1 protein-coding gene (cut by a window edge) is annotated in these 18,519 nt (G+C 72.4%); it reads left to right on the forward strand.

The features are described from left to right. Nucleotides 1-18,519 carry the 5' portion of a hypothetical protein gene (locus tag MTP10_RS07425; RefSeq protein WP_310708277.1) on the forward strand. 12,780 nt of this gene lie beyond the right edge of the window, so only the first 18,519 of its 31,299 coding nucleotides appear in the window; the start codon lies at nt 1-3; its stop codon lies beyond the right edge, outside the window.

An 18,519-nucleotide genomic window follows, 5' to 3' on the forward strand; every position in this document is an offset into this window, starting at 1 on the left:
GTGAACTACACGTTCATCCCGCTGTTCATGGCGGGCGAGCCGTGGCCCGACTCCAAGTCGGTGGAGACGGGCCAGGCGGCCCTCATCCTCGACTCCATCGTGGCCAGCATGGGCGGGGCGGTGGAACGGACCGGCTCGGCCATCAGCACCATCGACGCCGGATACACCACTCCGGCCAAGCCGCCGGCGTTCACCCACATCGCCCAGCAGTTCGGCGACCAGACCGGCGTGGTCGCCAAGGCGAACCTCGCCGCGCAGTTCGCCGAGCGCTTCGGCTACTTCTCGGTGGAGGACGACTACACCAAGCGGTCGATCAACATCGCCTTCTGGGTGTCGGTCATCGCGGCCGCGATCGGCGTCGTGGCGGTCAGCGCCCCGTTCGCCGCGCTGGTCATCCGTCTCGCGGCCAAGATGGGCAACGCCCGGGCCCACCTGCTGATGCAGCGGCTCATGCTCGCGGCCACCCGCATGGGGCCGGTCGTCAACAACGCCCGGAAGACCGAGCTGGCGGCCAACGCCGCCACCCGCTACCTCCACTGGCAGCTCATGACGGAGCTGCCCGAAGAGATCCTCGAAGAGCTGGCCAGCGAGAAAGCCCAGTACGACCAGATCAAAGAGGGCCTGAAGGACAAGTGGGACTGGCAGAAGACCAAGGCCATCCTCGTCGGCACCGTCGTCGGCACCGTGGGCGGTGTCTGGCTCGGCAAGCACATGGGCAAGATCGTCGACGACATGCCGGGCATCCGCTCGCTGAACCGGATGGCGGGCGACCGCACCGGAGTGCTCGCCGCGTTCCAGCGCTATCCGGGGCGCATGATGATGACCGGCCTGCCGAACATGTTCGCCTCGCCCCTCGGCAGCGTCATCGCCAACAAGGCGGTGTACGGCCAGTGGGGTGACTTCACCCTGCAGTCGATGGTGGGCGGCTTCGCTGCCGGCGCCGCCAGGACGGGCACGATCAGCCCGTTCAACGTGGACCATCTGGGCGCGGCGGCGGTGCGCCCGATCACCACGCTGTCGAACTACGCCCGGAGCGTGGGGAGCCACCTGGCGGGCGCCGGGACCACCACCATCGCCTCGAACACCACCGCGGGCGGCGGACCCAACGGATCCGGTCCGACCACGGCCGGCGACCGGCCGTCCACCGGCGGGCCCGGACCGACCGGCCCCGACTCCACATCCGCGCAGCAGCCTGCGCCGCAGCCCGTCATCCCGCACCAGCGGGCGACCTCCGACGTTTCGGCCCCGCCGGCGACGAGCACCCGCGCTGACGCGAGCCAGCAGCGGACCCCCACGGGCGACCAGCAGCGCACGCCCACGGGCGACCAGCAGCGGGCACCGGCAGGCGACCAGCCGGGGGCGCGCCGGCAGACCGCGCCCGACCAGCCGGCCGTCACGGCGCAGGCCGACCGGAGCGGCACGACGCCGGGATCGCACGCGGCGCCGGACCGCGCCACGCCGTCCACCGCGCAGCAGTCGAGCGCCCCGGACCAGCGGACCAACGACCAGCGGACCAACGGCCAGCGGAACCCCGACCAGACGCAGGCCCCAGATCCCGCGGACGCGCACGACCAGCGTCAGGCGGCGCCCCAGGCCCAGGCCGCGCAGCCGCACACGCAGGCCCAGCCGCAGGCCCCGCAGCAGCCGAGCCAGGCGCAGGACACGCAGCAGGGGCCCACCCAGGCGCGGGACACGCAGAACCCGGCACAGGCGGCGCAGCCGCAGAACGCCCAGGACCAGAACGCCCAGCCGCAGACGCAGCCGCAGGCCCAGACCGCCCAGCCGCAGAACGCCCAGACGCAGCCGCAGGTTCAGGCCGCCCAGTCGCCGAACGGGCAGGTTCAGGGCCAGGCCGCCGCGCAGGCGGACACCGTCACCACTCCCGCCGCGTACATCCAAGCCGTGCAGAACGGCCAGGTCGCGCCGGACGCCCGTGCCGCGGCCACCGCCGCCGTCACCGCCGCCACGGCTCCCGCGGACTCCGCGACGCCCAACGGCGCGCCCGCCCAGGCCACCCCCGGCGGGCTCACCGCGACGGGCCCGATCGCGCCGATCCGGGCCGAGTCCGGACGGCGTGCCGACTACACCCTGGTGACGGCCAGGCCCGTGCGCCGGTCGCAGGAGGAGCGGTCGCGGTTCGTGGTCAGGCGGCGGCCCGCCGGCACGCCGAGGATGACCACGGGCGAGGTCCGCGCCCAGTTCCTCACCAACGCGGACCCCTCCGACATCACCGGCGTGCGCGGATGGACGTGGAGCGCCGACGACACCGATCTCGTCGTCCACCACACCACCCTCGGCGACATCCACTTCCGCGTCGAGCGGCCCGGCCGGCTCATGGTCCGCCGCCACGGCATGCGCCTGTTCCGGCCGCTGGCCCGCACCAGGGTCTTCGCCGGCACCGCCGAGCAGCCCCACGCGCTGCGCCCCAACCGGAACGTCGCCTCCGACCAGCTCGCCCGGCTGGTCGTCCACGAGATCTCCGACAGCCTCCAGGCCCAGCAGGCCCGCCAGGCCGGCGCCCACACCCAGCGCCGCCTGCTCGCCCCGCGTACCGGCGGCCACGACTTCTGCCTCGACACCCGCCACAGCGAGTACAGGCTCCTCAGCCGGCAGCTCGCCGAGGCCACCGGCGACGCCCGCCGCGCCGAGCTCCAGCGGGAGATCGACCTTCTTGTGGCCGAGCTCCGCGACCACGGCCACCCCCTGCCCGATGACCGGCAGGACCGGGACGCCATCACGGCCCCGCGCGCGTCACAGCCGGAGCCCGGGGCCGCGCTCGCGGAGCTGCGGTCCCATCTGGAGGGGCAGCAGGCGGCCGTCACCACGGCCTTGTCCGAGCTCATGCAGTCGATGACGGACCGGGCGTCCGCTCTGGACCAGGCCGACATCGATCTGAACAGGATCGGCATCCGCCATTACGAGGCGTCCGTCCAGCTGTCCGAGCAGGCCACGGCAGCCTTCAGGAACGGCGACCTCAGCACGGCCAACGCCCTGATCGCCGCCGCGCGGCAGCGACAGGGGACCGCCGACGCCTACCAGGCGGCGCGGGCCGCCGCGGCGACTGCCCGGGCCGCGCACCGGGCGGCGGCGGACCTGATGACCACCCGCCCGCTCCGCAGCGTGGATCTCGCCGACGCCGTCAGCAAGGCCCAGCAGGCGTACGCCGGCTACCGGCAGGCACTGCAGGACTCGTTGCCGTTCTCGGCACCGTTGCTGGACGTCGCCTCCGGCAACCTGCGGTCGGCCGTGGCCACGCGAGCCGCCACGCTGACCGTGCCCGCGATCGACCTGTACACGGCCGCCAGGGAGAACTCCGACGCGGCGGACCGCGCCTTCGAGCAGGAGCGGACCGCCCGCACCGCCGGCGACACCGCCGCCGCGGAGGCCGCGCACGCGTCCGGGATGCGGTTCCGGCAGGCGGCGACGGCATACGGCGACGCCGCGGCCTCGGCCTACCGGGCCCGCGCGGTGTACCAGTCGCTGCTCAACCGGTTGGGGGTCTCCAACTCCGAGATCGCCCAGGCGCTCCAGCTCGGTCAGACCCTTGAGCGGTTCGCCCTGATGACGGTCGACCTGACCGCCACCACGCCGGACCCCGCGGCATCGCTGGCCGACCTGCGCGCCGCGCTGGAAAGCCGGACCAGGGCGATCGCGGAGCTGCGGCAGACGCTCGGGCGGCACGTCACCGCGCTCGACCTGGCCGCCGCCGACATGCAGGAGGAGTCCGGCCGCTGGACGGACGAGTCGCTGGCGGCCTTCGGCCGGGCCCGCGACGCGATCGCCCGGCAGGAGCTCGCCGAAGCCCTGCCGTGGCAGACGGCCGGCACCGAGCTGCAGCAGGCGGCCGAGGCCCATGACGAGGCCCGCCGGCTGGCTGACCGGGCGCGCAGGGCCTATCAGGCCGCCGCCGACGTCCTGCCGTACGTCAGGGACGAGGGCACGCTCGACGTCGGCGTGCTCGCCGAGCGCATGCGGGAGGCGGAGGAGGAGCACCGGCGTTACCAGGAGGCGGTCGACGCGCTTCCGTCGCCGCAGACTCTCCCCGTAGCACCGGAGCAGCCGGTCGTCAGGGAGTTCGGCGAGCTGGCCGAGCGCCGGGCCGCGGTGCGGGAGCAGATCGCCACGCTCACCCAGGAGGCCGAGCGGCTCGGCCGGCTCGGCACCCTGTACGTGCAGCGGGGCGCGGAGGCCACCCAGGACATGCAGAAGGCCTACGAGGAGGCCGAGAAGGCGGTCGAGCAGCGCGACGACGGGGCCGCCGGACGGCGTGCCGACGCGGAGGCCGAGGCCGAGGGTCAGGCCGAGGTCGCCCGCCGGCAGTTCCGGATCGCCCAGCGCTACCAGGCGGCCGCCGAGGCGGCGCGGGCCGCCGCGCTGGCCCAGACGACGCTGCTGGCCCTGCTGAACGAGGCGACCTCCGCGGGGTCGCTGTCGCCGGAGCTCTCCCGTGGCGTCGCGGACGCCAACAAGGCCTACGAGGACTATCTGAAGGCGGAGGAGACCGCGCTTCCGCCGCGGGCGGGGATGTCCGCCTGGCTGCCGGTGAACGGCCCGATCGCCAATCAGGACAGGCTGGCCGCCGTCCTCAACCGCGAAGGGGATGCCGACTTCAGCCCGGAGGACGCCGCACAGTTGCTGCGCCGCGACTTCGGCGACGTGCTCTCCCCGGACGGGGTCGTGCTGAAGCTGGACAACGGCCGGGAGATCCTGGTCCGGGGACGTGTGGGCCACCTGGCGGAGATCCCCGGGGGCCACACGGAGGCCTCGGAGCTCATGGTCGGCAACTTCGCGGAGGACGGCGCGTCGGTCTCGGCCACGGCGCGCGGCTCCGAAGACGTCACGCCGAAATGGGACGCCGCGGCCGCGGCCAAGCAGTTGCCGTCGGAGCGCGCCCAGGCGGTGGCCGAATTCGTCGTGGCCGAAGGCTCCTACGGGCGGGGCACCAGCGACAGCCAGCGGGCCTCGGCCGGCAACTACGCCCAGCGGGGCTCCGTGATGGACAACCGGGGCCCGTCGACCAGGTACCAGGGCGCCTTGGTCCTGGAGGTGAGCCACCGGACGGCCACGGGCGACTGGGCGCCTCCCACCCGGGTGACGGGCGACGATCTGCAGGACTTCTGGGTACCCGCCCCCCTGACGGAGCCCGCCCCGGACAACCGCGTACGGCTGGACGAGAACGCGGGTCTGGACGGCGCCTTGCCGGGGCACGTCGCGATCGGCTCGACCGGCCTCGCCGAAACGGCGGACGACATGGTCGCCCACCTGGTGGACGCCGGCTACGGGCAGGCGGCCCAGGACCACGTGCGCACCATCATGACCGGGCAGGTCCCGGTGCACTGGTCGGAGGTCACGGGCGCGAACGGCTTCGCACGTCACTTCTCCGACGGCCGCCGGGAGGGCACCCTCCGGGTCCACGGCAAGGTGGTCCTGGAAGAGGTGGTGGGCCCGCCCAGCAACAAGCTGCACCTTGAGCAGGACCTGCCGATCGGTTTCAGCTCGGCCTGGCAGGGCCGCTCGGCGGGCACGTCCGGGCACTTCAACGTCACAGTCGGGGGGAAGCTCCCGCTGTGGAAGTGGGTTCCCAGGCTGACGTTCGGATTCTCGCGGGCCCGGTCGCACTCCGAATCGACGAACGTGGGCGGCACCGCCGTCATGCCCAACGTTCCGCGCTGGGCGGGCCAGGTGCAGTCGTACCGCTTGCGGGTGGTGTACACGGCCGTCCTGGAGCTGCAGGACGCGCCCCGGAAGGGCTTCTCCGGTGAGAGCAGGGCACTGTTCCTGCTCCCGGAGTCGCAGGCGTACCACTACAACCTGCCGGTGGACGCGGCGGCGATCGTGGGGCGGCGGCCCGACGGCACCCCCATCCTGCGCGACGACCCCTCGCCCGAGCCGCCGCCCGGCCGCAAGCTCGAACTGCCCGACCATATGAAGACCGGCAGGGTCCGCGGCGCCGGCCATGCCCGGATCGACGACGTCGCGGGCGCCGACCGGGTGTGGCAGCAGACCATCGAGGAGCTCCGCGACAAGGGGCTGCTGCCCAGACTCGTGAACGGCGTCCGCGTGTACTCCCGCGACGCGCGCACGGAGGCCAGCCAGCGCCGCAACGAGACCCTCATCGAGCAGCAGCTCACCACTCACCGGCTGAAGGAGGGCTACAACCGGGCCTCCCAGCACGGCTACGGCATCCGCCTCACGCTGCAGCGGACCGGCATGGCCACCGAGCACTTCCGGCTGCGCGTCCACGTGGACCAGGACATGGACGACGTGACGCCCGAGGGCGTGGTCCGGGCCCAGCCGGGGGTGAAACTGCCCATCGGCTCGCTCGGCGCCTCACGGACGGAGAGCACTGGCCAGTCCTGGGACGGCTCCGTCGGGGCGGGTCTCGCGGCTCCGGACGACGATGGCGTCGACACCAGCGGTGGCGGGGCGGGGTTCAAGCGCGCCTCCAGCCACGACCTGAGCGTGAAGCAGGGCGTCCAGATCAACGAGGTGGGCCTGGACGAGACCGACTCCGCGGCGTTCCTGATCGGAGGCAGGCTGCGCACCACCCTCGACGGTGAGCGGCTCGCTGAGGACGAGGTCAGCGCCCGCGTGCTCATACCCGTCGCCGAGCTGCCCTACGCCGACGACCGCCCGGACGGGCCGGAGCACCGGACGTCGGTGGAGGCGCTCAAGCGCGGCAGGACCGTCGCCCTGGACCTGGGCGACATAGCGGGCATCGTGGCAGCGGAACTGAAGGTGCCCAGGGAGGCCGTGTCCCTGGACCAGGTGGACGAGCTGTTCAGCGAGCCGGGCATGCTGGCCCATCCGGAGGCGTTCTTCAGCGACCTGCGGGTCGAGGTGATCGTCGACCTGCCCGGGCACGGGAACGTGCGCGTCCCGGTGTCGCTCCGGCTGGAGGCCGGCAAGTCCCGGGTCTTCTCGGCCGGCAAGTGGGTCGGCGGCAACATCCTCATGTCGATGATCGTCTCGGGTACGTCGTCCTCCGCGTCGACCACGTCCAACGTCGACGGCTCGACCGGTCTGCAGCTCCCGGGCACGCCGAGCGGCGAAGCCGGCCTGTCGGGGTCGCGCACCGTCTCGCAGGGACGGGAGCAGACGGTCATCCTCGCGGGCGAGGACCTGGACATCGACACCGGCGTGCAGTACCTGTCGGAGACGGACGTCGTCGCCCACATCAGCATCGGCGCGTCCTCCCTCGGTGCGGCACGCGAGCTTACCGGCGGCGGCACGGCCGTCCGCCGCAACGCCGAGCGTGACGCCCTGGAGCTCTACAGCCAGGGCGAGATGCCGCTCTCCCTGCACCATGCGGCCGACGCGGCCGAGCGGCTGCTGAACGGCACCCTCGAGCTGAACCGCCGCGTCGCGCTCCCGTTCGTGCGCCGCTACCTCAAGGACCTGAAGCAGGCCCGCGGCGAGCTGAGCGTCCGCGAGCGGCTCATGAGCTCGGTCGGCGTGCCGCACGTCCCGCTGACCAGTGAGCACACCAAGCGGCGCTTCGCCGAGCGCATCGAGGAGCTGATCGACAAGAAGGCCACCGCGGAGCTGACCCCGCCCGGCGAGCAGCCGAGCGGCTCGCGCAAGGCGAAGCCGCACCGCAGGCTGCGCGAGATGCTGTCGGACGCGCGTCTGCTGGAGCGGCGGGCGGAGCGCGTGGTGAAGCCCGACGGCTACGACGACGCCATCGGCATGAGCCTCCTCGGCCGCACGCGGCTGCACGCCCCCGGAGAACCCGAGCAGGAGATCGAGCTGCTCGAAGGCGTCACGACGGCCATCGACAAGGTCCTCCCCGGCGTTGTGGAGGGGGACATCGGCCTGTACCGGGAGCTGTTCGCCAGGTACGCCGGCGAGCGCTGGAAGGGCGGCCTGGACGACATGCTCGCCCCGGAGCCGCCGCCCGAGATCCTTGCGGTCAGCATCGGGGGCCGCGCCCAGCAGCTCGCCGTCACCATACGCGCGAGCTTCGGTGAGACCGCCGACCACGGGGAGGTCTACGACAAGGGCTCCATCAAGCAGAGATACCTCTACGGGGAGCTCAACGAGTCCACGTCCGTGAGCTGGAGCGCCGGCGGGAACGTCAAGGGCGCCGACGACGGCAGCATGGCGCTGTCGACCGACCGGGACCATTCCGGCTCCGCCAGCCGGAACAACCAGACCACGCGCATCAACGGCGCGGCCCGCTTCAAGGGCGCGGAGCCCAGCGTCCTGGAGCACCCGACGTTCGTCATCGAGGTCCAGCCCATCATCGACGGCAAGCCCGGGCCGGTGGCGAAGGTGGCGTTGCAGGGCACGATGGAGCGTGTCCTGCTGTCCGGTCTGGCCACCCGCGAGGAGAACGCGCCTTCCCGGGCGCCGGCGCTGCCCGACCCGCGGCCGGTGTCCCTGCCGTCCCTGTCCGGCGGCATGCACGTCGAGTGGGCGCGGGTCGACGGGCTGGCCGAGGCCGTCATCGCGCGGGCGCAGCAGAAGGACGTCTTCGGCAGAGAGCTGACCTTCGCCGAGAAGGCCAAGGTGCGCAAGATGCTCGGTCGCGTAGCCGTCAGGGACAGCCTGGAGGCGATGGCCGGCTCGCGCGGGCATTTCGCCTTCAGCCTCCAACTCGACCCGAACCGGGCGGACCAGGTGGTGGACGTCTGGGTGCAGGCCACCCTGACGGACCAGGACGTCGTGGTCGGCGACCTGGACGACACCGAGATCAGGACCGTGGACCGGCGGCGGGAGAAGTGGGAGGTCTCGGCCACCCGGGGACATCTCGTCCCGGTGGGCGTCTCCCTCAGCGAGGATCACAAGGCATCCGGGGCCGCCGTCAACGTGGCGCTGCACCAGCAGTCCGTCGACAACGCCTCCGTCAGCGGCGGACGCCGCAAGGAGAACAGCGTCTTCGAGAAGGGCGTCGCCTCGTTGGTCGACTTCCGGGTCGACGCCGATGTGCGGCTGGAGGTCCGGAACGTCAGGCGAGACGAGACCGAGCGCACGGTGGAGATGCCGTACGCCGCGACGGGCAGCGCCCGCATCATGCTGTTCAGCCAGTCGCTGGCCGACAACCGGGCCGAGGCGGAACGCGAGCAGGCGCATGCGGCGCGGCCGGCACCGGCTCCCGCCGCCGCCCCGATGTCGCTGGAGCGGCTGCTCAACTCTCCCGCCCCGATGTCGCTGGAGCGGCTGTTCGACCAGGCCGCCCGGCACGCCGGCTTCGACCCGGCCCGGCCGTACGTGGCGGCCGCGCGGACGCTCGAGCCCGGGCGTCCGGTTCGCCTGGTCGCCGACGCCGACCCGACGCGGCCGTACGGGCAGCTCCAGCAGGCTCGGCTGCTCGCCCGGGAGATCGGCGCCGACGTCACGATCGACGTCACGGCACCGGACGGGACCAGGCACACCTACGTCGCCGAGCCGGGCGGCGCGCTGAACGGCGACACGTTCGCCCCCCGGTTCGCCGCCCTGCCGTCCGAGCTGATCCTGGTCGCCGACCAGCAAGGGCTCGACCTGCACGCGCTGCACGATCGGACGGCCGGCCGGGACGGCACGCTGGCCGACCACATCCGGTCGGAGCTGCGCAGGCGCGGCATCCCCGAGCTCACGCCGCCCGCCCCCGCCTGGCCGGTCAAGAGCATCCCCGACGCGGGCGACGAATCGGTGCACAGCGTGCAGCCCGTCACGGTGACCGCCCGGCCCGTGCGCGGGTCGCGGGGTCAGCGGTCGCAGTTCGTGGTCAAGCGGCGTCCCGCCGGCACACCCAGGATGACCGTGGAGGAGGTGATCACGGAGTTCATGAACGGGGCGAAGTCCTCCGACATCGCCGGCGTGGACGGGCGGGTGTGGAAGGGCAGCGGCTTCATCACCCTGCACCACCAGGAGCTGGGCGACGTCCATTTCCAGGTGGTGCCGCCCGGCCGGCTCATGCTGCGCCGCCACGGTCTGCGCCTGTTCCGGCCGCTGGCCCGCACCAAGGTGCGCGCCGGCACCGCCACGCAGCCTCACCTGCTGCAGCCCAACAAGAACGTCGCGCGCGACCAGCTCGCCCGCGTCCTCGTCCACGACCTCTCCGACGCCCTGCAGGTCCAGGAGGCGCGCCAGAACAAGGTCCACACCCAGCGCCGTCTGCCCTTCCGCCGCGAAGACGCTCACGACGTCTGTCTGCAGTCCCGCCACGCCGAGCTGCGCCTCCTCACCCACCAGCTCGCCGAGGCCGACACCGACGCCCGCCGCGCCGACCTCCAGAACGAGATCGACCTGCTCCGGGCCGAACTCCACAGCCACGGCCATCTGGCGCCCGGCGACCAGATCCCGGTCAGGGTGCTCGGCGACGTGCTGGTCGCCGACGACGAGCAGCCCAGGCTGTTCGATCTCACCGTCGATGAGGCCCTCGACGCCTTCAACGCCCGGGTCAGGCCGAGCGACTTCGGCAACCGCGCCTCGGACTGGAGCTGGACCGACGCCACCACCCTGCTCGTCGGCAAGCAGCACATCCGCTTCGAGGTCGGCCCGGTCGACGGCGGCGCGCCCGCCGTGACCCGCCTCGGCACGGGCACCGCCCAGGACCCCCACCTGGCGAGGCTGGCTCCCAGCATGACCCCCGACCAGGCCGCCCTCGCCGTCCTGGGCGCCGCCTCCAACGCCCTCCGGCCCTCCACCGGACACCCCAACGCCACCGACCGCAGCATCTTCCGTCTGCTGTCCCGCGAGTTCCGCTCCACGCAGAGCCCCGTCCTGCGCGCCCAGCTCGACGCCTTCTACACGGCTCTCGCCGAAGTCATGCCCGACGTCGAGCCGGCACGGCCACGCAGCATCGACCTCAACCCCGACACCCGACCGCCGCTGCTGCCGCAGTACGACAACCACACCCTGGCCGCACTGCGCGACCGCAACGCCTACGACATCGACCCGCAGAAGGCGGGCAGAGCGTCACAGTGGGCCAGACTGCGCAACGGAGTCCCAGGGGTCCGCGAACCACTCCGAGGCGACAAGGTCGACACGCGGACCACCTGGAACAAGAACCACTCCACGCTCGAGGTGCGCTCGGTGTGGTTCAACGAGGGCCGCAAGAACCACCGCATCACCGAGTTCACGTTGCGGGTGCGGTACCGCCGCCATCCTGAGCTGAGCGAGGCGCGCCTGCTCACGGAGCTGTCGAACGCCTTCGACGCGGTGGACCTCTACTACAACCACCAGCACCGCCTGCGCGACGGCACCCAGCTGCACGTCCGGCTGGAGTTCGTGGAAGCCAAGAGGGACGAGCCCGCGGTCATGATCCACCCGGACACGGGGGGACGGGCCAACGCCACGAACATCCATGCGGGCGACGGACTCTCCGTCTGGGCCCACGAGCTGGGCCACCATCTGGGCTTCGCCGACGAGTACGCCGAGGCGGCGAAGAGCGATCGGCGCACTCTCGCCGACGCCCTGGTGCAGCGGGACGACTCCATCATGGTGATGGAAGAGCTCCTGTGGACCGATGGGACCGTCCGCGACCTCGGGGGACATCCCTTGCCCGCCCGGGTCGGCCTGCGCGACCGTCACCTCCTGCAGCTGTCCGACCTGGCGGAGAAAAAGCTCGTTGCCGTCCCCGGGCGGCCCGACGACCCGGATCCCCAGGCACGGGTGGACCAGGAGCAGTGGCGGCCACGTCTCCTCTCGACCGTCATGGGTTCGGCGGCACCCGCCGTTCCGTCCGACATCTACCGCCCGGTCATGCCCACGGCGGACAACACGCGACTGCCCGAGCACGTGCGCAGGCTGCTGAAGAGGTTCCCCGTCAGCGGGCCGGAGTTCTTCGAGCACGCGCTGCGCCTCGACCGGATGACCGCCGTGTACAAGGGCACCCCGGTCTCGCGTCTGACCCAGGGTCATCTGGATTACACCGACGCGCTGGTCTCCACCGTGGCCACCGTCTACAGCGCGTCGCCCGACTACCCCTTCACCGGCGCCGATCTCAGACGGATCAAGTCCCTGGTCGACCTGCTCGCCGGCCAGGACGGCCGTCTCCCCACCCCGCATGCCTTCCTCCGCCAGGTGGCGGAAGCCATGGACCAGCACCCCGAGCTGACCGATGTGGAGGGGCTGGCCCGGTTCGCCGAGTGGTACCAGGCGACACGCGGCCGGCGCTTCCCCGGTGAGCAGGGCGTGCCCGCCCTCCAGCGCGCGGCCGCTGAGCTGTTCGGCGATGTGGAAAGCACCGAGGCCGTGGCCAGGGTCGCCCTGCTGTTCGCGAACGCGGCGCACAATTCCGAGCACATCGCGCTCGGGCCCGCGGGTGAGCGGTGGACCTTCGTGGCGGAGAAGATCGCAGAGGCGCTCGCGTCGGGGACCCGCGGGAGCCAGGATTTGACCGACGCGGTGGAGAACGCGTTGAAAGCCGCGAGCGCCGTCGACGTGGACGAGAGCGGCGCCCACTCCGCGCATGAACGCGTCCAGCCCGTCACGGTGACCGCCCGGCCCGTGCGCTCGTCGGGGGGGCGGCAGTCGCAGTTCGTGGTCAAGCGGCGCCCTCCGGGCACGCCCAAGATGACCCCGAACGAGGTCACCAAGGCGTTCTTCGACAACGCGGACACCTTAGACATGCCCGGCCTGACGGGGTGGAGACAGACGCCGGGTGACACCATCGTGCTGTTCACCCTCGCGCACGGCGACGTCCACTTCCGCGTGGAGAAGCCGGGCCGGCTGATGGTGCGCCGCCACGGCCTGCGCCTGTTCCGCCCGCTGGCCCGCACCAAGGTGCGCGCCGGCACCGCCGAAGACCCCCACCTGCTGCGCCCCAACAAGAACGTCGCGCACGACCAGCTCGCCCGCGTCGTCGTCCACGACGTCACCGACACGCTCCAGGTCCAGGAGGCCCGCAAGAACGGCGTTCAGACCCGGCGCCGCCTGCTCTCCCACCAGGAAGACGGTCACGATTACTGCGCGCAGTCCCGCCACGCCGAGCTGAGCCTCCTCAGGCGCCAGCTCGCCAAGGCCGACACAGACGCGCGCCGCGCCGACCTCCAGGGCGAGATCGACCTGGTGGTAGCCGAACTCCGCCCCCACGGCCGCCCCCTGCCCGGCGATCAGGTCCCGGTCAGGGCGCTCGGCGACGTGCTGGCCACCGAGGGGCGGCGGACCGGGCAGGACGACCTCACGGTCGCCGCGGCACGCGCCGCCTTCCAGTCGCGGGTCAAGCGGAGCGACTTCGGCAGCTGGCCCACGCGCTGGACCGACGTCGGCAGGTGGTCCGCGGCGCGGCACTGGAGCGGCGCCGACACCCTGCTCATCCAGCGCCAATGGGTCCGCTTCGAGGTGGGCCCGATCGACGGCGACGCACCCGCCGTGACCCTGTTCGGCACGGGCAAACCGCATGATCCGCACGTGGTACGCCTGTCCCCCCACCTTGCCCCGGACCAGGCCGCCCTTGTCATGCTGGCCGCCGTCTCCGACACCCTCTGGCCCTCCGGCGGCCGCCCCACCACCGCCCACCAGGACGTCTTCCGCCTGCTGGCCCGGGAGTACCTCGCCACGCGGGACCCCGTCCTGCGCACCCAACTCGACGCCATGTGGACCGCGCTCGCCGACGCCTCCCCCGACGCTGAGCGGCGGCCACGCAGCATCGACTTCAACCCCGACACCCGGCCGCCACTGCTGGCGCAGCACGACCACAGATCCCTGGCCGTGCTGCGCGACGGCAACGCCTACGACATCACCCCGCGGAAGGCGCTCACAGCGGCGCAGTGGGCCGGGCTGCGCGCCGAGCTCGAAGGCGACGAGGTCGACACGCGGAAGGCCTGGAACACGGGCAGCTCCACGGTCGAGGTGCGCAAGCTGTCGGCCGCCGAGGTCGACGCGACGGGCGACAGCACGAACCACCAGATCACCGAGTTCACGCTGCGGGTGCGGTACCGGCGCCATCCGGAGTTGAGCGAGGCGGCCCTGCTCGTGGAGCTGTCGAACGCCTTCGACGCGGTGGACGTCTACTTCAACCACCAGCACCGCCTGAGCGACGGCTCCCAGCTGCACGTCCGGCTGGAGATGGTCGAGGCCGCCGAGCACGAGCCCGCGGTCACGCTGCACCCGAACGAAGGGAAGCGGTCCGACTCCCTGAACATCTACGCGGGCCAGGGAATCACCCTCTGGGCCCACGAGCTCGGCCACCACCTGGGCCTCGCCGACGAGTACGCCGAGGAGGCGAAGCGCGATCGGCGCACTCTCGCCGACGCCGTGGTGCATCGGGACGACACCATCATGGCGCGGCGCACGCTTCTGTGGACTGACAGGCTCGTCACCGACCCCCAGGGACGCTTCTTCCCCTCCCTGGTGGGCCTGCGCAACCGTCACCTCATGCAGTTGTCCGACCTGGCGGAGCCGAAACTCGTCTCCATTCCCGGGCGGCCCGACGACTCAGATCCGCAGGCACGGGTGGACCGGAAGCAGTGGCGGCCGGGTCTCTCGAGGATCATGGGGACGGCGGAACCCGCCGTTCCGCATGACACCTACCGCCCGGCCGTGCCCACCGCGGAGAACACGCAACTGCCCGAGCACGTGCGCAAGCTGCTGAAGAGGTTCCCCGTCAGCGGTCCGGAGTTCTTCGAGCACGCGCTGCGCCTCGACCGCATGGCCGCCCTGTTCCAGTACCGCCCCACCTTCCTCATGACCCAGCGTCATCTGGACTACACCGACGCGCTGGTCTCCACCGCGGCCGCCATGTACGAGGCGTCGCCCGACCACCCGTTCACCGGGCACGAACTCAGACGGATCAAGTCCCTGATCGACCTGCTCGCCGGCCAGGACCGCCGTCTCCCCACCCCGCATGCCTTCCTCCGCCAGGTGGCGGAAGCCATGGACCAGCACCCCGAGCTGACCGATGTGGAGGGGCTGGCCCGGTTCGTCGAGTGGTACCAGGCGACACGTGGCCGGCGATTCCCCGGCGAGCAGGGCGTGCCCGCGCTCCAGCGCGCGGCCGCTGAGCTGTTCGGCGACGTGGAAAGCACCGAGGCCGTGGCCAGGGTCGCCCTGCTGTTCGCGAACGCGGCGAGCAATTCCGAGCACATCGCGCTCGGGCCCGCGGGTGCGCGGTGGACCCTCGTGGCGGAGAAGATCGCAGAGGCGCTCGCGTCGGGGACCCGCGGCGGCCAGGATCTGGTCAAGGCCGTGGAGGACGCGTTGACGGCCGCGGGCGCCGTCGACGTGGACGAGAGCGGCGAGCGCGCCGCCGAGTCCGCGCCCCACAGCCCCGCCGACCCGCGGCCTGCGCACACGCCGGCACCGGCGCCGGCACCGGAGCCGGGCGGACGGCAGATCCCGGTCAGGCTGCTCGGGGACGCGCTGCCCGCCGGCGGCCGGCAGGCCGCCCTGGACGACCTCACCGTCGCCGAGGCACGCGACGCCTTCAACGCCCGGGTCAGACCGAGCGACTTCGGCAACCGCCCCGTCACCTGGAGCTGGACCGACGACACCACCCTGCTCATCGACGGCCAGCACGTCCGCTACACAGTCGGGCCCGTCGACGGCGGCGCGCCCGCACTGACCCGCCTCGGCGCAGGCACCGCCCAGAACCCCCACCACGTGACGCTGGCCCCCCGCATCGCCCCCGACCAGGCCGCCCTCGCCGTCCTGGCCGCCGCCTCCGACGCCGTCCAACCCCCCACCGGACACCCCAACGTCTCAGACGAGACCGTCTTCCGCCTGCTGTCCCGCGAGTTCCGCTCCACCCAGGACCCCGCCCTACGCACCCAGCTCGACGCCATCCTGAACGCCCTCGGCTACGGCACCCCCCACCAGGCAGGCGAACAAGCGACACAACAGCTCGGCATCCGCGGCAGGAAGCCCAAGCCCTCCGTGCCGGTCCACGGCGAGCCGGAACAGCCGCGCAGCGCCGACCTCAACCCCGACACCCGGCCGCCCCTGCTGCCACAGCCCGACGCCGAGGCCCGCCAGGCACTGCGGGACGACCACGCCTTCGGCATCGAGCCGCACCAGGCGATCAGAGCATCGCAGTGGGCGCACCTGCGCACGCCGGACGCGGGACTGGAGATCCGCAAGCACGTCGGATCCAGGATCGAGGCGCGCTCGATCCACGTGGTCGACGAAGAGGGCACGACGCACCGGATCACCGAGCTCACGCTCCAGGTGCGGTACCGCCGCCACCCAGCCCTGAGCAAGGCGGGCCTGCTGGTCGAGCAGTCGAACACCCTCGACGCGATGGACGTCTACTTCAACCACCAGCACCGCCTGCGCGACGGCTCCCAGCTGCACGTCCGGGTGGAGTTCGTGGAGGCCAGGAAGAACGAGCCCGCGGTCACGTTCCACCCGAGGATGCCGGGACGGGCCGATCACATCAACATCTACGCGGGCTTGGGACTCTCCCTCTACGCACACGAGTTCGGCCACCACCACGGCTTCGCCGACGAGTACGTCGAGGCGGCGAGGAGTGCTCGGCGCACTCTCACCGGCATGCTGGTCAAGCGCGACGCGCAGAGCGTCATGGCGCTGGACAGGCTTGTGTGGGCCACGACCGGCGACGTACTCGACCTGCAGGGACTGCCTTTCCTCGCTCCGACGGGCCTGCGCGACCGTCATCTCATGGAGCTGTCCGACCTGGTGGAGAGCCGGGCGGCGCACCTGCCGATCACCAGTGGCGCAGCACGGCCCGCCGTGCCGCACGAGATCCACCGCCCGGTCGTGCCCACGGCGGACAACACGCGACTGCCCGATCACGTGCGGGAGCTGCTGAAGACGTTCCCCGTCAGCGGGCCGGAGTTCTTCCAGCACGCCCTGCGCCTCGACCGCATGACCGCCGTGTACAAGGGCACGCCGATCTCGGACCTGACCCGGCAGCACCTGGACTACACCGACGCGCTGGTCTCCACCGCGGCCGCCATGTACGCGACGTCGCCCGAGTACCCGTTCTCCGACGTCGACCTCAGGCGGGTCCGTGACCTGGTCGAGGTGGTCGCCGGCCTGGACGGCGGAGTGCCCAGCCCGCATGTCTTCCTCCGGCAGGTGGCGGAGGCGATGGGCGATCATGACTACTCCGTGCGCGATGTGGACGGGCTGGCACGGTTCGTGGAGTGGCACCGTGCCACGAACGGTCAGCGCTTCCCCGGCGAGCAGGGCGTGCCCGCCCTCCGGCAGGCAGCCGCCGCCCTGTTCGGTGACGCGGAAAGCGCCAGAGCCGTGGTCCAGGTCGCGCAGCTGTTCGCCAACGCGGCCCAGGATTCGGAGCAGATCGCGCTCGGGCAGGCGGGTGAGCGGTTCTCCTTCGTGGCCGACAAGATTGCCCAGGTGCTCGCCTGGCGGTCCCGCGGAAACACGACGCTGAGCGTCGATCTCGCCAGGGAGGTGGAGCGCGCGTTCGAGATCGCGCGCCCCACCGGCCTGCATCAGAGTGCCCCCGACCGTTCGGAGTCCCGCCAGGCCGCCCCGCGACGCGCCGTCCGGCCGATCGGGGACTGGTTCGTCGCCGGCGGCCGGCAGCCCGGCCTGGACGACCTCACCGTCGCCGAGGCGCGGGCCGCGTTCGACGCCGAGGTCAGGCCGAGCGACTTCGGCAGCCCGTCGATGACGTGGAGCTGGGCCGACGACACCACCCTGCTCATCGACGGGCGGCACATCCGCTTCGAAGCCGGGCCGATCGACGGCGACGCGCCCGCCCTCACCCGGCCGGCCTCGGGCACCGCCCAGGACCCCCACCACGTGACACTGGCCCCCCGCATCGCCCCTGACCAGGCGGCCACCGCGGTCCTGGCCGCCGTCTCCGACATCCTCCAGCCGGCCGCCGGACACCCCAGCGCCACCGACCAGAACGTCTTCCGCCTGCTGTCCCGCAAGTACCGCTCCGCGCAGGCGACCGAGGCCGGGGCCGCCCTCCGTACCCGGCTGGACACCGTCCTCACCGGCTTCGCCGCCCCGGAGGGCGAGCAGGCACCGGAGCCGAAATCGCCCGCGCCGGTCGCCGGTGAACCGGCGCGGCCGCGCAACAGCGACCTCAACCCCGACACCCGGCCGCCGCTGCTGCCCCTGCACGACGACAAGACCCTGGAAGCGCTGCGCGACCGCCCGGCGAACGAGCGCCGGCGGGACAACGCCTACGCCATCAAGCCGGAGCAGGCGATCAGGGCATCGCAGTGGGCGCGGCTGCGCCAGTTCGCGGGCGAGGAGGTCACGGAGCGCGATCCGTGGGCGCGGAGCAGGTCACGCTTGGAGGTGCGCTCACTGGGCGTGGTCGACGAGGCCGGCGCGACGCACCGCATCACCGAGTTCACCCTCATCCTGCGGTACGCGGCCCATCCCACGATGAGCCAGGCGGAGCTGCTGGCGGAGCAGTCGCACCTGCTGGACGCGGTGGACGTCTACTACAACCACCAGCACCGCCTCCGCGACGGCTCGCAGCTGCATGTCCGGCTGCGATTCGTAGAAGCCCAGGGGAACGAGCCCAGGGTCACCCTGCACCCCAGGACCCCCGGCTCCCGTCCCAACGCCGAGAACCTCTACGCGGGCTGGGGACTGTCCGTCTACGCCCACGAGCTCGGCCACCATCTGGGCTTCCGCGACGAG

Origin of the sequence: Nonomuraea sp. 3-1Str (assembly GCF_031570565.1) — a bacterium.
GTDB lineage: Bacteria > Actinomycetota > Actinomycetes > Streptosporangiales > Streptosporangiaceae > Nonomuraea.